The following is a 14,919-nucleotide window of genomic DNA, read 5'->3' as shown; positions in this document are numbered from 1 at the left end:
CCCCGTTCTTAAAATTAGTCGTTTTATGTCGAATAAAGTTACATCTTTTTTAATGGGAGAAGGAAATAGAAAGAAGTCCCTTGCCCGAGCTCGCTTTCAACATCGATCATTCCATCGTGTGCTTTTATAATATTGCTTGCTATTGCCAAGCCCAGACCAGTACCGCCTTTGCCGAGTGTCCGTGCCTTATCCGCTTTATAGAACCTTTCAAAGACAAAAGCCATATCCTCAGGCGGGATACCCGACCCGGTGTCATTAACGGAAATTTTGGCGAACTTGCCCTGTTCCTCTGCTCTGACAATCACCGTTCCGCCTTCCGGTGTATGGCGCAGCGCGTTATCGATTAAATTTGTCATCACCTGTTCAATCCGGTCTTCATCAAGTTCTGCGGCACTCCAGTCGCTGATTGTTGTTTCGAACAGCAATTCCACTCCCGCTTCTTTTGCAGCCTGCGAGAATTTCAACGTCATACGCTCAATAACACCGTTCAATTGGACAACAGTTTTATAAAGCCTCATCTGGCCGGACTCCAGCCTTGCCAAATTCAGCAGATCGGTAACGAGGCGCCCCATTCTCTGTGATTCCTCATAAATAATTTTCGTCATTTCCCTGCCCTCTTCTTCAGTCGTTCCCACATCGTCCAGAAGTGCTTCACTATACCCCTGCAGCATGGCGATCGGAGTTCGCAATTCATGGGAAACATTAGCGATAAAATCTTCCCGAAGTTTTTCAAGTTCATGCTGCTCGGTCATATTGTGAAGAACGGCTACAGCACCGCGCACTGATTCACCGCTGTACAATGGGCTGAAAGAAATGGCGTAATAAGCACCTTCAATTTCGAGCTCCTCTTCGACTTCTTCTTCAAAATGCAGAACGTGGTCAAGCATATGCACAAGTTCGGAGGGCAAAGGTTTGCCATCCGGATTTGTTTTTTTGAGGACCCAATACTGCATCAGTTTTTCTGCCGGCGGGTTGCTCAATAGGACCGTCTTATCCTGATTGAAGGTGATTACAGCATCAGCCATTGATGTCAGGATGCTTGATAATTGTTCTTTTTCCTGGCTGATAACTTCCAGATGATGCTTTAATTGTGCCCCCATCTGGTTAAATGCAGTTGCCAACTGTCCGATTTCATATTTTGAAGTGGATTTGACCCTTGTATCAAAGTTTCCTTTTGCCAGTTCAAATGCCCCTTCACGCATTTTACGCAGGGGAGAAGTGATGCGGGAAGAAAGAAAAAATGCAAAAAATGTTGTCAGCAGCAACGCAATGAAGGCAGACAGGAATACAATATTGGTCGTTCTTTCCGCTGTCCGATCCATTACCTCCAAAGACTGGTAAATAAAAACGGTACCATGGAGTTCTTCTCCCGTCTGCAAAGGGCTTGCCAGAACAATATATGATTCCATCCTGTCTTCATCCGTCAAAGAAGGGAGAAGCATTTGTTTCATCACCGTTTCATCGCTTTCGAACACTTTCTGGAAAGCCTGTTCGTTAAGGATTTTCTCCCGGATCTCTTCGCCGTTCATCCCATCATGCAAATAATAACTGCTTTCATATGGAACTTCTGCAATTACCGCATTGGTCTCAGGGCCGAGAATATCGTCGATGATATTCAAGGAGATTTCCAGATTGGCGTCGTCATTGAAAATACGGGCAATTGTTGCAGCTTCAGTATTAAGTGTTTCTTCCACTGTCTGCGAGTGATAATTACCCATGAATTCCAACAGCAGCACGGTCACAATAAAAAGGACAAAGGAAACGAGAAGCAGTATGGTGATCCACAGCTTCCCGACTACACTATTCCATATTCTATTCATTCCCGACCTCGAATTTATATCCTACTCCCCACACGGTGACAATCATTTTAGCGGCAGATTCGGAAACCCGGTTCAATTTTTCACGCAAGCGCTTTACATGGGTGTCCACCGTCCGCAGATCACCGAAGAAATCATAATGCCAAACTTCTTTCAGCAGATGCTCCCGGTCAAACACCTTATCAGGGGCTTTCGCGAGAAAATACAGCAACTCATACTCTTTCGGTGTCAGATTCACTTCAGTTCCATCCGCTGTTACGCGGTGGGCATCATGATCAATTGTCAGATGCGGGAATACCACGAGATCTTTTGAAACGGTCGAATTGGATGATGGTGAATATGCGGAGGACCGGCGAAGAATCGCTTTGACCCTTAACACCACTTCCCGCGGGCTGAAAGGCTTGACGATATAATCATCCGCGCCGGATTCAAAGCCTTCCACGCGGTTTGCCTCTTCGCCTTTTGCAGTCAGCATGATAATCGGTGTCATTTTCGTTTCACGCAATTCGTTTGTGACTTCAATGCCGTCTTTTTCTGGCATCATGAGATCCAACAAGATACAATGGTAGTCCTTTTCTGTTGCCATCTCAACGGCCTGCACACCATTTTCCGCTTCTTCTACCAAATAACCTTCCCGCTCGAGATACATTTTTAATAATCTGCGGATCCTTTCCTCATCGTCCACAACTAAAATTGTAATTTCCTCAGACATCGCAATCCCTCCAACTTTCTTCTATTCTTCCATTGTACCGATAACATTTCCAAAAATAAATGAAAATGGGTTTCTTCTATATATATTGCAGCAGCTTAAACCAGAAAAGCGGACGGAGAAAAATATTGCATTTTCTCCACCCGCTTTCTCTTTATTGTAAAAAGTAACTATATAATAAGTGGAAATAAATAACTTAAGTAGCCGATATTCCGCAAAACAACTTCGAAGACATTAGCCGACGCTTGCGAGGCTAAGTCTTTGCGACGAAGCAGCGAAGCGATGCAGGAGCACTGGCATAAAGCGCACTTCGTCGAAACGAAGTTGGAAAGCCAACTTCGTTTCTGTCTCTGCATCGCTGCGCTAGCTTCGAGACATGAAAGAGCGTTGCTCCCCATGGCGTCTTCGCTGTTTTGCTCCATATCTCTAGAAATCTCTCTAGCGCCGGCGCGGCATATTTAGTCTGATACTTTAAATTCACCTTATCTAGTATTCATTCAATGCCTTAAGCGTAGGAATGCAGTCCGGCAATAATCAGGTTGACCGCCACCAGGTTGAACATGATGATGGCAAATCCACCGACAGCAAGCCATGCTGATTTCTCGCCCTGCCAGCCTTTGCCGAGACGAAGGTGAAGATACGCAGCGTAGAATAACCAGGTGACAAGTGCCCATACCTCTTTTGGATCCCAGCCCCAGAAACGAGACCAGGCAATCTGTGCCCAAATCATGGCGAAGATCAATGCGCCAAGCGTAAACAACGGAAAACCGATAATTACTGCGCGGTAATTGATTTCATCCATTAATTGCAGATTAACGTTTTTGACGTACGGCTTGAAGATCGCTGCAATTCGCTTGCGTGCAATCAACCGGATGGACCAGTACAGTGCTGTTCCGAAAATAAGCGACCACAGTATAGTAGTAACTTTGCCGGCATTGATAATGGGAGGAGTTTGGAATAATGGCTCCATCGCATCATCCGTCAAAGCGGTGTACTCGTTCATCCCGACAAGTGGCGGCATATTATAAGTGATTGAAGACTCATTATCATCTTTATCAATATAGGTAAATTCGGCTTCGTAGCCGGTCAAGGTAAAGTAACTGTTTGCAACGACGAATCCCATTACAACAACCAGTGAATACATCATCGCTTCCAGCCAAAATCGCTGGTTCGACTTTTTGGTCATATCAACAACTTTCAGCAGGTAAATCAATCCTGCACCTGCACTTATTGCCAAAATCCCTTCAGCTATCACGACAGTGCTGACATGGATCGCCAGCCAATTTGTCTGCAGCGCAGGAATCAGCGGACTGACCTCGCTCGGGAACATACTGGCAAACGCGATAATCAGCAAAGCGATCGGCAGAACGACCATGCCAAGTACCGGCGTTCTATAAAGCAGGTAGATGACGATGAATCCACCAACCAGGGTCATACCGAAAGCTGTGGTGAACTCAAACATATTGCTTAATGGTGCATGCCCGGTCGCTCCCCACCGGGTAAAGAAGTAACCCAGATGAGAAAGAAATCCGATTATGGTGATGATGAAAGCGATGTTCCCCCAACGGCCTTCGGATTTGAATGAGCCTTCCTTATTGCCTCTGACTGCCCCACCGAAAACGAATGTGGCGATCAAGTACGCTACGAAAGCGACGTACAGTAAATTTGAACTTATATCCGCCAATGTCATGACAATTCATCACCTTCCACTTTCTGCTGATTCTTCAGCTTTTCCTGTGTCTCAATCTCTTCCTGCTGATCTGTGTAAGGTGGAAGAGATGCATGTTCGGAAACCTGGTCAAGATCTTTCTTGAGACCGAACCAGTTTTTGTTTGTATGACCAGCCATAATAAGCGAGCCATCCGCCTGCTGTTGAATCCAGAAACGGCGATGGTTGAAATACATGCCCTGGGCGACGCCGATCATAAAGATCAGCCCACCAAGCCCGAGGATTGGCAATGTTTTGTCTTTCCGTATGGTCAAACCTGAAACGTCACGGGTTTCGGCTCCCTGGAAAGTAAGTTTATACTGATTATCTCCCAACGGTTCAATCGTATTCTGTATGACGATAAAACTGACTTCGCCCTCAGGAGTTTCCGGCGTAAACATTCTTACAAGAAATCCGGGGTTGTTCGGAATCGGAGTTTCTGTTTGTGGTTCGCCGTCCTCAAAGCCTGAAAAATCCGGGTAATAACCCAGCAGATCAACACGGGCATCATTGCCCAAATCATAGGATTTCTCAGGATTGACCAGATCGACCGTCAGTGAACCAAGCGATTCTTCCGTTTCCTTATTCGTCAGATCGAAAGTCATTGCTCTCAACTCATTCTGACGGAAATCCATCTGGTAAACGGCATAACCGTCAAATTTCAACGGTTGATTGACCTGGATAGCATGTTCTTTGACTTTTTCCATCTCGTCGGTAGCTCCGGGAAGACTTTCTTCCGGTGCCTCATAGAGAACGATATCCGTTTGATAGTTCTTGGCGACAGAACCTACGCGGTCAATGGCTTCTTCAAACTTTGCTTCCTCGCCTTCGCCTGTGTATGTTTCAAGGGTGAAGTTCTCATTTTCCAGGAAGTAACCAGGTGCTTCCGGGATTGCCCGAGTCTCTCCTTCGCGAATCCACAGCGTTTCGTCCACATAAAATCCGGGCATCATGCGAAGCATGACCCCGAACAGGAAAATGATGAGGCCTATGTGATTCACATAAGGGCCCCATCGTGAAAAACGGCCTTTTTCTGCAAGCAAGCCATTTTTATCGACTGTCACATTATATTTCAGCTCTTTCAGTTTCCCCTCAGCCTTTTGCATGGCGTCTGCTGGTGCATCGCCTTCAGCATAGATCCGCTGCTTATTCATGAAGCTGCGATGGCGCAGTACGCGCTGGTTTTTTAACGAGCGGTATAAAGGTACAAATCGGTCCAGACTGGCCACGATAAGTGAAATGGCCAACATGCCGACCAAAACAATGAACCAGATCGATCCATAGAGATCATGGAAGCCGAGGAAATGATAGATTTTGCCGATTTCACCGTAGACATCAGCGTAATAGGCTTTGATGGTTGCGTCATTTCTGACCGGTACATTAACATACTGGGCTTGGGGCAATATAGTGCCGACCGCGGCTGCAACCAGCAGCAATGCAATGATGCTGACGCCCACTTTCACACTCGAAAAGAAATTCCATATCTTATCGATTATTGATTTATTGTAAGTCTGAGAGCGGCGGGCAGTTCCTTCGTAGCGCATGTCCGCCAATTTTTTGTTCTGTTCTTCTTCAGTCAATGAACGGCCGCAGGATTCACACAGAATTGTTCCAGGCGGATTAATGTGTCCACATTTACATTGCAAATTTTCCATCCCAAAAAACTCCTTATTGAGGTCTGATTTCTTCCATGAAGCCTTTAATATCCTGTTCCGACATTTCACCGGTGACAATCCGCTCAATCTCACCTTCCGGATTGACGAGAATGGTAGTCGGTAAAGGCCTGATATTATAAGCCGTCATAACCGATTTGGATTTATCTATCACTACCGGAAAAGACAATTTGAAACGATCAACAAATGACTGCACTTCGAAATCAGATTGGGCGATATTTACAGCAAGTACTTGTACACCCTGTTCTTCGAACTCTTTATACTGCCTGTCCATGGCAGGCATTTCTTCAACGCAGGGTTCACACCAGGTGCCCCAGAAATTCAGGAATACACCCTGGCCTTTATAATCTGACAGCTTGTGTTGGTTGCCTTCCATATCCTTGAGGACAAAATCCGGAGCCTTATCGCCTGTTCTCAAAAATTCGACATCCTCAGCGGTGACACTGTTATAGATTGTGTAGCCGATTGCGAATACCAGCAAAGCTAATATGGCTGAACGCATGATCGCGCGGTTTCTTTTTTTTATCGGTTTTTTCGCTTTTTTATCTTCTGACATGCGTAGTTCCTCCTCCGAGGTCATTATTGAACCCATTATAGCAAAGTTTAATATACAAAAAACCCGGAGTTTTGAAGGGTTTGTGAACGTTAGTGCCTCTTGCCTGTTTCAGCCATGACACGCAGCAGTTTCACTTCATGCGATGTCAATTGGCGCGACTCTCCTGCATTCAGTCCGTGCAACGTCAAAAATCCGAATTGTTCGCGGCTCAGTTTTTGTACAGGATAGCCAATTGCTTCGAACATTCTTCTTACCTGACGGTTTCTGCCTTCGTGAATTGTAATCTGGACGATCCCTTTGCCCTGTTTGCTGTCACCTGAAAGGAGTTTAACCTTCGCTGGCGCCGTCATCCCGTCTTCCAACTTGATGCCTTTTTCCAATTTCCGAAGTTCATCCTTTTCAGGTATCCCCTTCAGTCTTGCCACATAAGTCTTATCAATTTCATATTTCGGGTGTGTAAGGATATTTGCGAATTCTCCATCATTGGTCATGATCAACAAACCGGACGTATCATAATCCAGGCGTCCCACAGGATAAATCCGCTTATCTATCCCTTCAAAAAAGTCTGTAACCACTTTCCGATTTTTATCATCTGTTACCGCTGATATGACACCGCGCGGTTTGTACAATAAGAAATAGACTTTCTGTTCTTTTTCAAGTTGTACGCCTTCGACTTCAATCGTATCCGAACTGGAAACTTTCGTGCCCAATTCCTTGATCACTTTTCCGTTCACGCGGACTTTTCCGTCCAAAATCATTTGTTCCGCTTTTCGTCTTGAAGCGACGCCGGCATGTGCCAGCATTTTTTGCAATCGTTCCATAAACTCACCCCATCTAATTTAATGTTCTATATTGAATAAATAAATTTCAGTAGCCGATATTCCGCAAAACAGCTTCAAAGACATTAGCCGAAGCGTCATAATTTTGCTGGTTCTTTAAATCAACTTACTATATGTTATACTTTCGCTTCTTCTTTGAATGCTTCCTGGAATTTGGTCATGAAAAGGTCCGTTTCATCTTCCGTGTCTGCTCCCGCTTCTTCCGGCAGCGCAGGCAGTTCATCGAGGTTCTTCAGCCCAAAATAATTCAGGAACTCGCCGGTCGTGCCGTAAAGAATCGCACGTCCCGTTCCTTCTGCTCTGCCGGTTTCCTGAATAAGTCCTTTGCCGGCAAGGGTATATAAAGCCTTTTCACTTTTTACGCCTCTGAGATCTTCTATCTCCACTCTTGTAATGGGCTGCTTGTAGGCGATGATTGCCAAAACTTCGAGGGAGGCCTGGGATAGGGACTGGACGGTCGGGTTTTCCACTAGACGTTGAATCGTGTCGGCTACTTCTTTTTTCGTAACCAGTTGATAGACACCAGCCAATTCCTTGATCACGATTCCAGCCGTTTCAGTTTGTTCATATCTTACCGCCATTGCGGCAATTTCATCTGAAATCACCTTTTCTTCGGCCTCGGTCAGAAATTCAAGCTGCTTCATCGAAAGGCCGTCATCACCGGCTACAAACAGCAAAGCTTCTATTTTACTTGAAAGATGCGTCATCATAGTTCCACGATTCCTTTCTCAGTTCGACCATCAGATCGGTGAAGTTCTTTTCCTGGTCGACTGCCACGACTTGCCTTTTCATCAGCTCCAGTAACGACAGGAAAGATACCACCATGACTGACCGGTCATCGTGTGCGAATAATTCCGTAAAGTGCGCTTTTCCGTTTGCCGCCTTTAAAGTGCTGACAATGGATGCCATCTGATCCTTGATGGACAATTCCTGCCTGGCAATTCGGGCTGACAACGGCGCCTTCAATTTCTTTCTGCGCATTAGTTTCTGGAATGCGCCAAGCATATCGTAAGCATTGACTTCAAGGTCGATATTCTCAAAAGGGGCAAGGGTCTGATATTCCGACAAATCCATCGGCGGCTTCGTGAAGATGGCCGCTCTCCCGCTTTCCAATTCCTTAAGCTGTGCAGAAGCTTCCTTGAATTTCCGGTATTCGATCAGCCGGGAAACCAGTTCATCCCGGGGATCCTGCTCTTCAAACTCATAATCAGGATCTTCAAGGTCGCCCTGATGGACCGGCAGCAACGTTTTGCTTTTTATAGCCAGCAGAGTGGCCGCAAAAACCAGATATTCACTCGCCTCATTAAGCTCAAGAACTTGCATCGCGCGGATATGCTCCATATACTGGGTAGTGATTTGAGAAACCGGAATATCGTATATATCAATTTCCAAACGGTGTATTAAATGCAATAATAAATCAAGGGGCCCTTCAAAAGCCTCCACCTTTACTTCATAGGACATTCTTCCAACCACCTGACTGTTAAAGATACTCAATATATTATAGTAGAAAGGGGATCAAAATGCACCCACTCCATCATCCACTCTTTATCCAATACATCATACACTTCAATTCCAATGAAGATTATTTCGAATGCCACGAAGTCGGCGAAGAATATTGGAAGGATGTCGCCCCGAAAGACAAGACGCATCCGCTTGCGGGGTGGATCCAGATGTCTGTCGGCATGTACCATTGGCGCCGAAGCAACTTCCCGGGGGCACTGCGCTCTTTCATCCGGGCCAAAGACAAATTGTCGGATGCAGGAATTTGGACAGAAGGCTTTGACGGAAAAATCCTGGCGAATCAGCTTTCAGGTTCAATCGAAGCAGTAACAGCCCGGACAGCATTCACTCCTTACAGGTTGCCTGTCGTATCAGAGGAACTGGCCCAGGCAGTCAGGCATCATATGGCTAAAAATCCATCCGAGACTCTGGACGCCCATTTTTTAATGCACAAACACAGGCTTCGGGACCGGACATCAATCATCAATTTGCGGGAACAAAAAAAAAGGCGGAACCTTTAAATTAGAGTTCGCCTTTTTTTGATGGACATTTTGTAAGGAAAGCTTCAGTTTCTTTTGTCGCAAGCATTTTTTTGTCTTGCATGATCTGTTGGATTTTTTCGATCATTGCACGTCCGATGCCTTCACCGCGATGGGAAGGATTAACGGAAATATGATGGACCGTGAAACGGTCTTCAGCCATTTCAATGCCCAGCAGCCCGACAAAATCCTCATTTTTTTTCCAAAGATATAATTGCCAATCCGGATTTTCTTCATATATATGCATCGTCTGCTGCAATTTTTTCAGTTCACGCTCTTTCGGCATGAACGACAGCAAACCCATTGCAATTTTTTCGAATGATTTTTTGTATCTGTATAACATAATAATCCCTCGTTTTCATCTTAAAGCAACTTAACTTATCCTACTATATATCCCTTAATAACTCAAGTTCAGAAGAAAGGTGGCAGCGAGAGCTGGCTCAAACTTTTTGGCGCCGGCTCTTTGCGACGAAGCCGGCGCAGCGATGCAGGGACAGGGAAAAGCGGTCGTGCAAACTCACCCTACCTGATCTGCAAAGAAAAACCAATAAGCCAGGCTCCAGCCAATCGCCATCACCAATAGGATGATGAGAAGTACAATATTGGTGTTCCTCATTTTCGTTTCGCCCCGGCCCTGTATTCCAGATCAAGACGGGTCATATCGTCATTCGTCTCGCGTCTGACCGCCAGCTGATGCGTACCATTTTCTGCAAATACGATTGCAGGGCGTGCAATGCGGTTATAATTGCTCGCCATCGAATAGCCGTATGCGCCTGTGCAGAATACCGCCAAAATGTCTCCGGCAGAAGCTTCAGGCAGTTCTGCCCGTTCAATCAGCTTGTCTCCCGATTCACAGCATTTTCCGGCTACCGTATAAGTTTCTGTCAGTGCCTGGCCCGCTTTGTTGGCAATCAGCGAGCTGTAGGCCGCCCCGTATAACGCCGGTCTGATATTATCGGACATGCCGCCATCCACCGCAATGTATTTCCGAACCCCCGGAACTTCCTTCATCGAACCTATTGTATAAAGCGTGGTGCCTGCATCCCCTACCAACGAACGTCCGGGCTCAATCCAGATTTCAGGAACAGGGAATTCTGCCTCCCCGGAAATTTCCTTAACCGTTTCGATCATCTCTTTTACATATTGTGAGGGCTCAAGAGGCTGGTCTTCGTCTGTATAGCGTATCCCGAAACCACCGCCCAGATTCAACACTTCGCATCGGTAGCCAAATTCTTTTTGCCAAACCGCCATTTTTTTGACCAATTTTTCCGCGGCCAGCCGGAATGCGGCGGTATCAAAAATCTGTGAACCGATGTGGCAATGAAGGCCGAGAACGTTCAGGAATTCATGCTGGTAAGTTTGTTGGAATGCTTCATCAGCCTGGCCGTTATTCAGATCAAACCCGAATTTCGAGTCTTCCTGGCCGGTTGTAATATAATCGTGCGTATGGGCTTCAATTCCCGGTGTAACCCTCAGAAGTATATTCATCGGCTGTTCCAGCTTCTCAGAAAGAAATTTCAGCTGTGAAATTTCGTGAAAATTATCTACAACGATGCACCCTATTTCTTCTTGAAACGCCATCATCAGTTCATCGATGCTTTTATTATTGCCATGGAAGTGAATCTTTTCTTTCGGAAAACCCGCTTTAACAGCTGTGAATAATTCTCCACTGGATACCACATCAAGCGAAAGGTTTTCCTGAGCCGCAACCTGATAGATTGCAACACTTGAAAAAGCTTTGCTGGCATATGCCACCTGATAACCGATACCGGCGTTTTCAAAAGTTTGCTGGAAGGCCTGTGCCCGGTTCCGGAAAAGTTCGATATCATAAACAAACAGCGGAGTCCCATATTCTTTGGCCAAATCGACCGAATCGACCCCTCCGATAGTTAAGTGGCCATGTCCGTCGATGGTTTGAGTCCCGTATAAATGCATAATTGTCCCCCTGAATGGAAAATTTGAAAAAACCTTGCCGGAGTTTCCGGCAAGATTTTCCTAGTCTGTAATCAATTTTGAAATCAGCTGAATCTTTTCAACCGGTTCATCTTTGAATTCTATACTATTATATAACATCTCCAGGCATTGTGCGAGGTCCTCTGTATTTGAATAGACAGTCGCTATCGCCTCACCTTTCCGGACGAAATCACCGACTTTTTTGTGAAGCACGATGCCTACAGCCAAATCAATCTCGGAGTCTTTTGTTGCTCTGCCAGCTCCCAACACCATTGCTGCAGTACCGATTTCGTCTGCTTCCATAAAGGAAACGTAACCTTCTTTCTGGGATGGAACCTCTTTCACGAATTTCGCCTGCGGTAATAAGCTGACGTCGTCCACTACTGAAGGATTTCCGCCCTGGGCTTTGATAAACTGGCGGAACACTTCCAATGCTTTCCCATTGTCGATTACTTCTTCCAGCATTTTGCGTGCCTGATCCAGGTTATCTGCTTTTCCGCCTACAACGACCATCTGGCTGCCGAGCACGAGGCAAAGTTCGGTGAGATCTTCAGGTCCTTTGCCCTGCAATGTTTCAATTGCCTCTTTTACTTCCAGCGCATTGCCGATGGCAAAGCCCAGAGGCTGGCTCATATCAGAAATGATCGCCATTGTCTTGCGTCCTGTGGCATTGCCGATGCCGACCATGGCATGTGCCAATTCCTCAGCATCTTCAGCCGTTTTCATAAATGCACCTTCACCCGTCTTCACGTCGAGCACGATGGCGTCAGCTCCGGCTGCAATCTTTTTGCTCATGATCGAGCTGGCGATCAACGGAATACTGTTTACAGTAGCCGTAACATCCCGAAGTGCATATAGCTTTTTATCAGCAGGTGTCAGGTTGCCGCTTTGGCCGATAACCGCCACTTTGATATCGTTAACCTGTTTGATAAAGTCTTCCGTGGACAGTTCAACATGGAAACCTTCGATGGCTTCCAGTTTATCGATCGTACCGCCTGTATGGCCGAGGCCGCGTCCGCTCATTTTTGCTACCGGCACTCCGCATGCAGCTACCAATGGCCCCAGAACCAATGTCGTCGTATCTCCGACACCCCCTGTGGAATGCTTGTCCACTTTAATGCCGTCAATTGCGGAAAGGTCAATCTGATCTCCTGAAGCGGCCATGGCCATCGTCAGGTCCGCACGTTCGCGGTCGGTCATGTTCTGGAAATAGACAGCCATTAAAAATGCGCTCATCTGGTAATCATCAATATCGCCAGCTGTATAGCCAGTAACGATATATTGAATTTCTTCTGTTGAAAGTTCAAAACCGTCTCTTTTCTTTTCGATCAAATCTACCATTCTCATGCAGGGTAACCACCTTTGTTATTTTAATTTTGACAGGAAGCTTGTTCCGAACTCCGGCATCGGCACGGAGAAGTTATCAGCAATTGTGGCACCAATATCCGCAAATGTGGAACCGAGCCCCAATTCTTTCCCTCTGGCAAAGCGCGGTGAATAGGCCAGCAAAGGGACAAATTCGCGTGTATGGTCCGTGCCCGAGAATGTCGGGTCGTTGCCATGGTCAGCAGTGAGGATCAAAAGATCTTCGCTGTCCATCTTTTCCAGAACTTCAGGCAATCGGCGGTCGAATTCTTCAAGTGCCGCTCCGTATCCATGTGGATCCCGGCGATGTCCGAACAGCGCATCAAAATCAACCAGGTTCAGGAAGCTGATGCCGGTGAAGGGTTCTCCGGCCACTTGAGCCAGTATGTCCATTCCGTCAGTGTTGTCTTTCGTGCGAAGCGCTTTGGTTACACCTGCTCCGTTATAAATATCATCAATTTTTCCGATGGCGATGACATCCTTGCCGTTATCCTTCAATTCGTTCATGACTGTCCGGCTGAATGGTGTCAGGGCGTAATCATGTCGATTCGTTGTCCGTTTAAACGCCCCTTTTTCCCCAAGGAAAGGACGGGCGATTACCCGGCCCACCAAAAATTCGGGCGACAGGGTCAGTTCCCGCGCTATTTCACAGATTTTATACAGTTCCTCAAGCGGCACGACTTCTTCATGCGCTGCAATCTGAAGAACCGGATCAGCGGAAGTATAGACGATGATTGCGCCGGTTTTCATGTGTTCTTCCCCAAGTTCATCCAAAATTTCTGTGCCGCTGGCAGGTTTGTTGCCGATTACTTTGCGCCCCGTTTTTTCTTCGAGTTGTGCAATCAGTTCCGGCGGGAAACCATCAGGATAGACCTTGAATGGCGTATCAATATTCAGCCCCATGATCTCCCAGTGTCCGGTCATCGTGTCTTTTCCGACAGATGCTTCCTGCAGGCGCCCATAATAAGCTTCCGGTGAAGTTACAGGGGAAATCCCTTCTGCCGCCTTGATATTGCCGAGGCCCAACCGTTCCATATTCGGCATGTTCAAACCACCCACTGCTTCAGCGATATGGCCCAGTGTATCGGAACCTTTATCGCCGAATGCTTCAGCATCAGGGGCTTCGCCAATCCCCACGGAATCCAGAACAACTAAATGAATGCGATTAAATCGTTTGTTTGTCATTTAACACCCTCCTTGTTTACCTTATTTACCTTGCTATTTTACCACAAAACTTTAAAATGTCAGATGTCTGACCTATTTTATGCTCTAGGATGAAATTGTGAATAAACATCTTTCAATCTTGTTTTGCTGACATGAGTGTAGATCTGCGTTGTCGAAATGTCTGCATGGCCCAGCATTTCCTGGACTGCCCGGAGATCTGCGCCATTCTCAATCAGATGGGTCGCAAAGGAATGCCTTAATGTATGCGGCGTCAATTCTTTTTGTATTCCCGCTTTTTGGGCATGTTGTTTCAGCAATTTCCAAAATCCCTGCCTCGTAAGTCTTTTACCCCTTTGGTTGATGAATAAAGCATCTGTCGTAACTCCGGTTTTTTCCAGCTCGCTTCTTGGACCGGCTAAATAATCTTTGCAGGCACCCAGTGCTGATTTTCCGAGAGGAATAATGCGCTCTTTGCCGCCTTTTCCGAAACAGCGCACAAAGCCCATCGTGAGGTTGACATCCTCCATATCCAAATTGATGCATTCGCTGACACGCATTCCGCTGGCATATAACAATTCAAGCATGGCCTGGTCTCTTTTGCCATTCGCTTTGGAAGTATCAGGTGCCTCAATCAGAGCTTCCACTTCTTCTATCGACAGCACATTCGGCAATTTCTTGTCCATCTGTGGCATTTCAAGATGCACAGTCGGATCTTTGTCGACAATCCGTTCCCTTATCAGGAACTGGTGGAACGACCGTATGGAAGAAATGTGCCGTGCCACCGTCCTCGATGACATCGTCGTCTCTTTCAGGTGGCTGAGATGATTCAATATATGTATCCGTTCCACATTGCGCAGCGAGTCCAATTGTTCAACTTCTTTCAGGTATTGCACATAACTTTTCAGGTCGCGTTCGTAGGATAATAAAGTATTGGCTGCCAACTGCCGTTCCACTCGGAGAAATTGCATATAATCATCCAGAGCATCTTTCGCGTATTTCATCTTCTCCGCCTCCTTTGTTGTTTGCTTGGTCATAGAAGTTATATTAGCCGAACTCATGATCTACAGCAGCCGATATTCTGCAAAACAGTTCGACT

General features: G+C 46.3%; 14 protein-coding genes. 1 reads left to right on the top strand and 13 read right to left on the bottom strand.

All coding sequences use genetic code 11. The features are described 5' to 3' along the window. Positions 1-38: 38 nt before the first annotated feature. The 8 genes from DIJ65_RS07875 to DIJ65_RS07840 all read right to left on the bottom strand — a co-directional run bounded on the left by DIJ65_RS07875 (position 39) and on the right by DIJ65_RS07840 (position 8,763). Positions 39-1,820 carry an ATP-binding protein gene (locus DIJ65_RS07875; protein WP_142836487.1) on the bottom strand — a complete coding sequence of 594 codons (1,782 nt, stop codon included), beginning with the start codon at positions 1,818-1,820 and terminating at the stop codon, positions 39-41. Then, complete coding sequence (locus tag DIJ65_RS07870; protein ID WP_117300906.1) at positions 1,813-2,529, bottom strand: response regulator transcription factor; 717 nt, start codon at positions 2,527-2,529, stop codon at positions 1,813-1,815. The genes DIJ65_RS07875 and DIJ65_RS07870 overlap by 8 nt, the downstream gene beginning before the upstream one ends. A 502-nt stretch (positions 2,530-3,031) precedes the next feature. Next, complete coding sequence (gene ccsB, locus DIJ65_RS07865; RefSeq protein ID WP_117300904.1) at positions 3,032-4,216, bottom strand: c-type cytochrome biogenesis protein CcsB; 1,185 nt, start codon at positions 4,214-4,216, stop codon at positions 3,032-3,034. Next, complete coding sequence (locus DIJ65_RS07860) at positions 4,213-5,889, bottom strand: cytochrome c biogenesis ResB family protein (RefSeq protein WP_117300902.1); 1,677 nt, start codon at positions 5,887-5,889, stop codon at positions 4,213-4,215. The genes ccsB and DIJ65_RS07860 overlap by 4 nt, the downstream gene beginning before the upstream one ends. A 13-nt stretch (positions 5,890-5,902) precedes the next feature. Further along, on the bottom strand, positions 5,903-6,463 hold the full coding sequence (resA, locus tag DIJ65_RS07855) for a thiol-disulfide oxidoreductase ResA (protein ID WP_117300900.1): 561 nt from the start codon (positions 6,461-6,463) through the stop codon (positions 5,903-5,905). An 89-nt stretch (positions 6,464-6,552) separates the two neighbouring features. Continuing rightward, complete coding sequence (locus DIJ65_RS07850; RefSeq protein ID WP_117300898.1) at positions 6,553-7,284, bottom strand: pseudouridine synthase; 732 nt, start codon at positions 7,282-7,284, stop codon at positions 6,553-6,555. 134 nt (positions 7,285-7,418) lie between these two features. After that, positions 7,419-8,012 (bottom strand): SMC-Scp complex subunit ScpB, encoded by a 594-nt coding sequence (gene scpB / locus DIJ65_RS07845; protein WP_117300896.1) that lies wholly within the window; start codon positions 8,010-8,012, stop codon positions 7,419-7,421. After that, positions 7,990-8,763, bottom strand: a complete 774-nt coding sequence (locus DIJ65_RS07840) for a segregation/condensation protein A (RefSeq protein WP_071152119.1) — start codon at positions 8,761-8,763, stop codon at positions 7,990-7,992. Before DIJ65_RS07840 ends, scpB begins: the two co-directional genes overlap by 23 nt. 59 nt (positions 8,764-8,822) lie before the next feature. Here DIJ65_RS07840 and DIJ65_RS07835 point away from each other — a divergent pair, with 59 nt between their 5' ends. Next, positions 8,823-9,323 (top strand): DUF309 domain-containing protein, encoded by a 501-nt coding sequence (locus DIJ65_RS07835; RefSeq protein ID WP_117300894.1) that lies wholly within the window; start codon positions 8,823-8,825, stop codon positions 9,321-9,323. A 1-nt stretch (position 9,324) separates the two neighbouring features. Here DIJ65_RS07835 and DIJ65_RS07830 read toward each other — a convergent pair whose 3' ends face one another. The 5 genes from DIJ65_RS07830 to xerD all read right to left on the bottom strand — a co-directional run bounded on the left by DIJ65_RS07830 (position 9,325) and on the right by xerD (position 14,824). After that, positions 9,325-9,684 carry a GNAT family N-acetyltransferase gene (locus DIJ65_RS07830; RefSeq protein ID WP_071152120.1) on the bottom strand — a complete coding sequence of 120 codons (360 nt, stop codon included), beginning with the start codon at positions 9,682-9,684 and terminating at the stop codon, positions 9,325-9,327. 269 nt (positions 9,685-9,953) lie between these two features. Further along, the gene (gene lysA / locus DIJ65_RS07825; RefSeq protein WP_117300892.1) at positions 9,954-11,276 is read right to left on the bottom strand and encodes a diaminopimelate decarboxylase; all 1,323 of its coding nucleotides are present in this window, start codon (positions 11,274-11,276) and stop codon (positions 9,954-9,956) included. Positions 11,277-11,336: 60 nt separating this feature from the next. Continuing rightward, entirely contained in the window at positions 11,337-12,641 is a 1,305-nt protein-coding gene (locus tag DIJ65_RS07820) for a pyrimidine-nucleoside phosphorylase (protein WP_117300890.1), read from the bottom strand. Positions 12,642-12,659: 18 nt separating this feature from the next. Further along, positions 12,660-13,844, bottom strand: coding sequence for a phosphopentomutase (gene deoB, locus DIJ65_RS07815; RefSeq protein WP_117300888.1), 1,185 nt, complete (start codon positions 13,842-13,844; stop codon positions 12,660-12,662). A gap of 77 nt (positions 13,845-13,921) precedes the next feature. Continuing rightward, entirely contained in the window at positions 13,922-14,824 is a 903-nt protein-coding gene (xerD, locus tag DIJ65_RS07810) for a site-specific tyrosine recombinase XerD (RefSeq protein WP_117300886.1), read from the bottom strand. Positions 14,825-14,919: the final 95 nt, after the last annotated feature.

The organism is Planococcus salinarum, assembly GCF_007004625.1.
In the GTDB taxonomy this organism is placed as follows: domain Bacteria; phylum Bacillota; class Bacilli; order Bacillales_A; family Planococcaceae; genus Planococcus; species Planococcus salinarum.
This window is presented reverse-complemented; position numbering and strand designations above follow the sequence as displayed.

What these genes read in the sequence shown, in the direction of transcription:
- DIJ65_RS07875 (WP_142836487.1), bottom strand. Translation starts at nt 1,820, where the DNA reads ATGAATAGAATATGGAATAGTGTAGTCGGGAAGCTGTGGATCACCATA.
- DIJ65_RS07870 (WP_117300906.1), bottom strand. Translation starts at nt 2,529, where the DNA reads ATGTCTGAGGAAATTACAATTTTAGTTGTGGACGATGAGGAAAGGATC.
- ccsB (WP_117300904.1), bottom strand. Translation starts at nt 4,216, where the DNA reads ATGACATTGGCGGATATAAGTTCAAATTTACTGTACGTCGCTTTCGTA.
- DIJ65_RS07860 (WP_117300902.1), bottom strand. Translation starts at nt 5,889, where the DNA reads ATGGAAAATTTGCAATGTAAATGTGGACACATTAATCCGCCTGGAACA.
- resA (WP_117300900.1), bottom strand. Translation starts at nt 6,463, where the DNA reads ATGTCAGAAGATAAAAAAGCGAAAAAACCGATAAAAAAAAGAAACCGC.
- DIJ65_RS07850 (WP_117300898.1), bottom strand. Translation starts at nt 7,284, where the DNA reads ATGGAACGATTGCAAAAAATGCTGGCACATGCCGGCGTCGCTTCAAGA.
- scpB (WP_117300896.1), bottom strand. Translation starts at nt 8,012, where the DNA reads ATGATGACGCATCTTTCAAGTAAAATAGAAGCTTTGCTGTTTGTAGCC.
- DIJ65_RS07840 (WP_071152119.1), bottom strand. Translation starts at nt 8,763, where the DNA reads ATGTCCTATGAAGTAAAGGTGGAGGCTTTTGAAGGGCCCCTTGATTTA.
- DIJ65_RS07835 (WP_117300894.1), top strand. Translation starts at nt 8,823, where the DNA reads ATGCACCCACTCCATCATCCACTCTTTATCCAATACATCATACACTTC.
- DIJ65_RS07830 (WP_071152120.1), bottom strand. Translation starts at nt 9,684, where the DNA reads ATGTTATACAGATACAAAAAATCATTCGAAAAAATTGCAATGGGTTTG.
- lysA (WP_117300892.1), bottom strand. Translation starts at nt 11,276, where the DNA reads ATGCATTTATACGGGACTCAAACCATCGACGGACATGGCCACTTAACT.
- DIJ65_RS07820 (WP_117300890.1), bottom strand. Translation starts at nt 12,641, where the DNA reads ATGAGAATGGTAGATTTGATCGAAAAGAAAAGAGACGGTTTTGAACTT.
- deoB (WP_117300888.1), bottom strand. Translation starts at nt 13,844, where the DNA reads ATGACAAACAAACGATTTAATCGCATTCATTTAGTTGTTCTGGATTCC.
- xerD (WP_117300886.1), bottom strand. Translation starts at nt 14,824, where the DNA reads ATGAAATACGCGAAAGATGCTCTGGATGATTATATGCAATTTCTCCGA.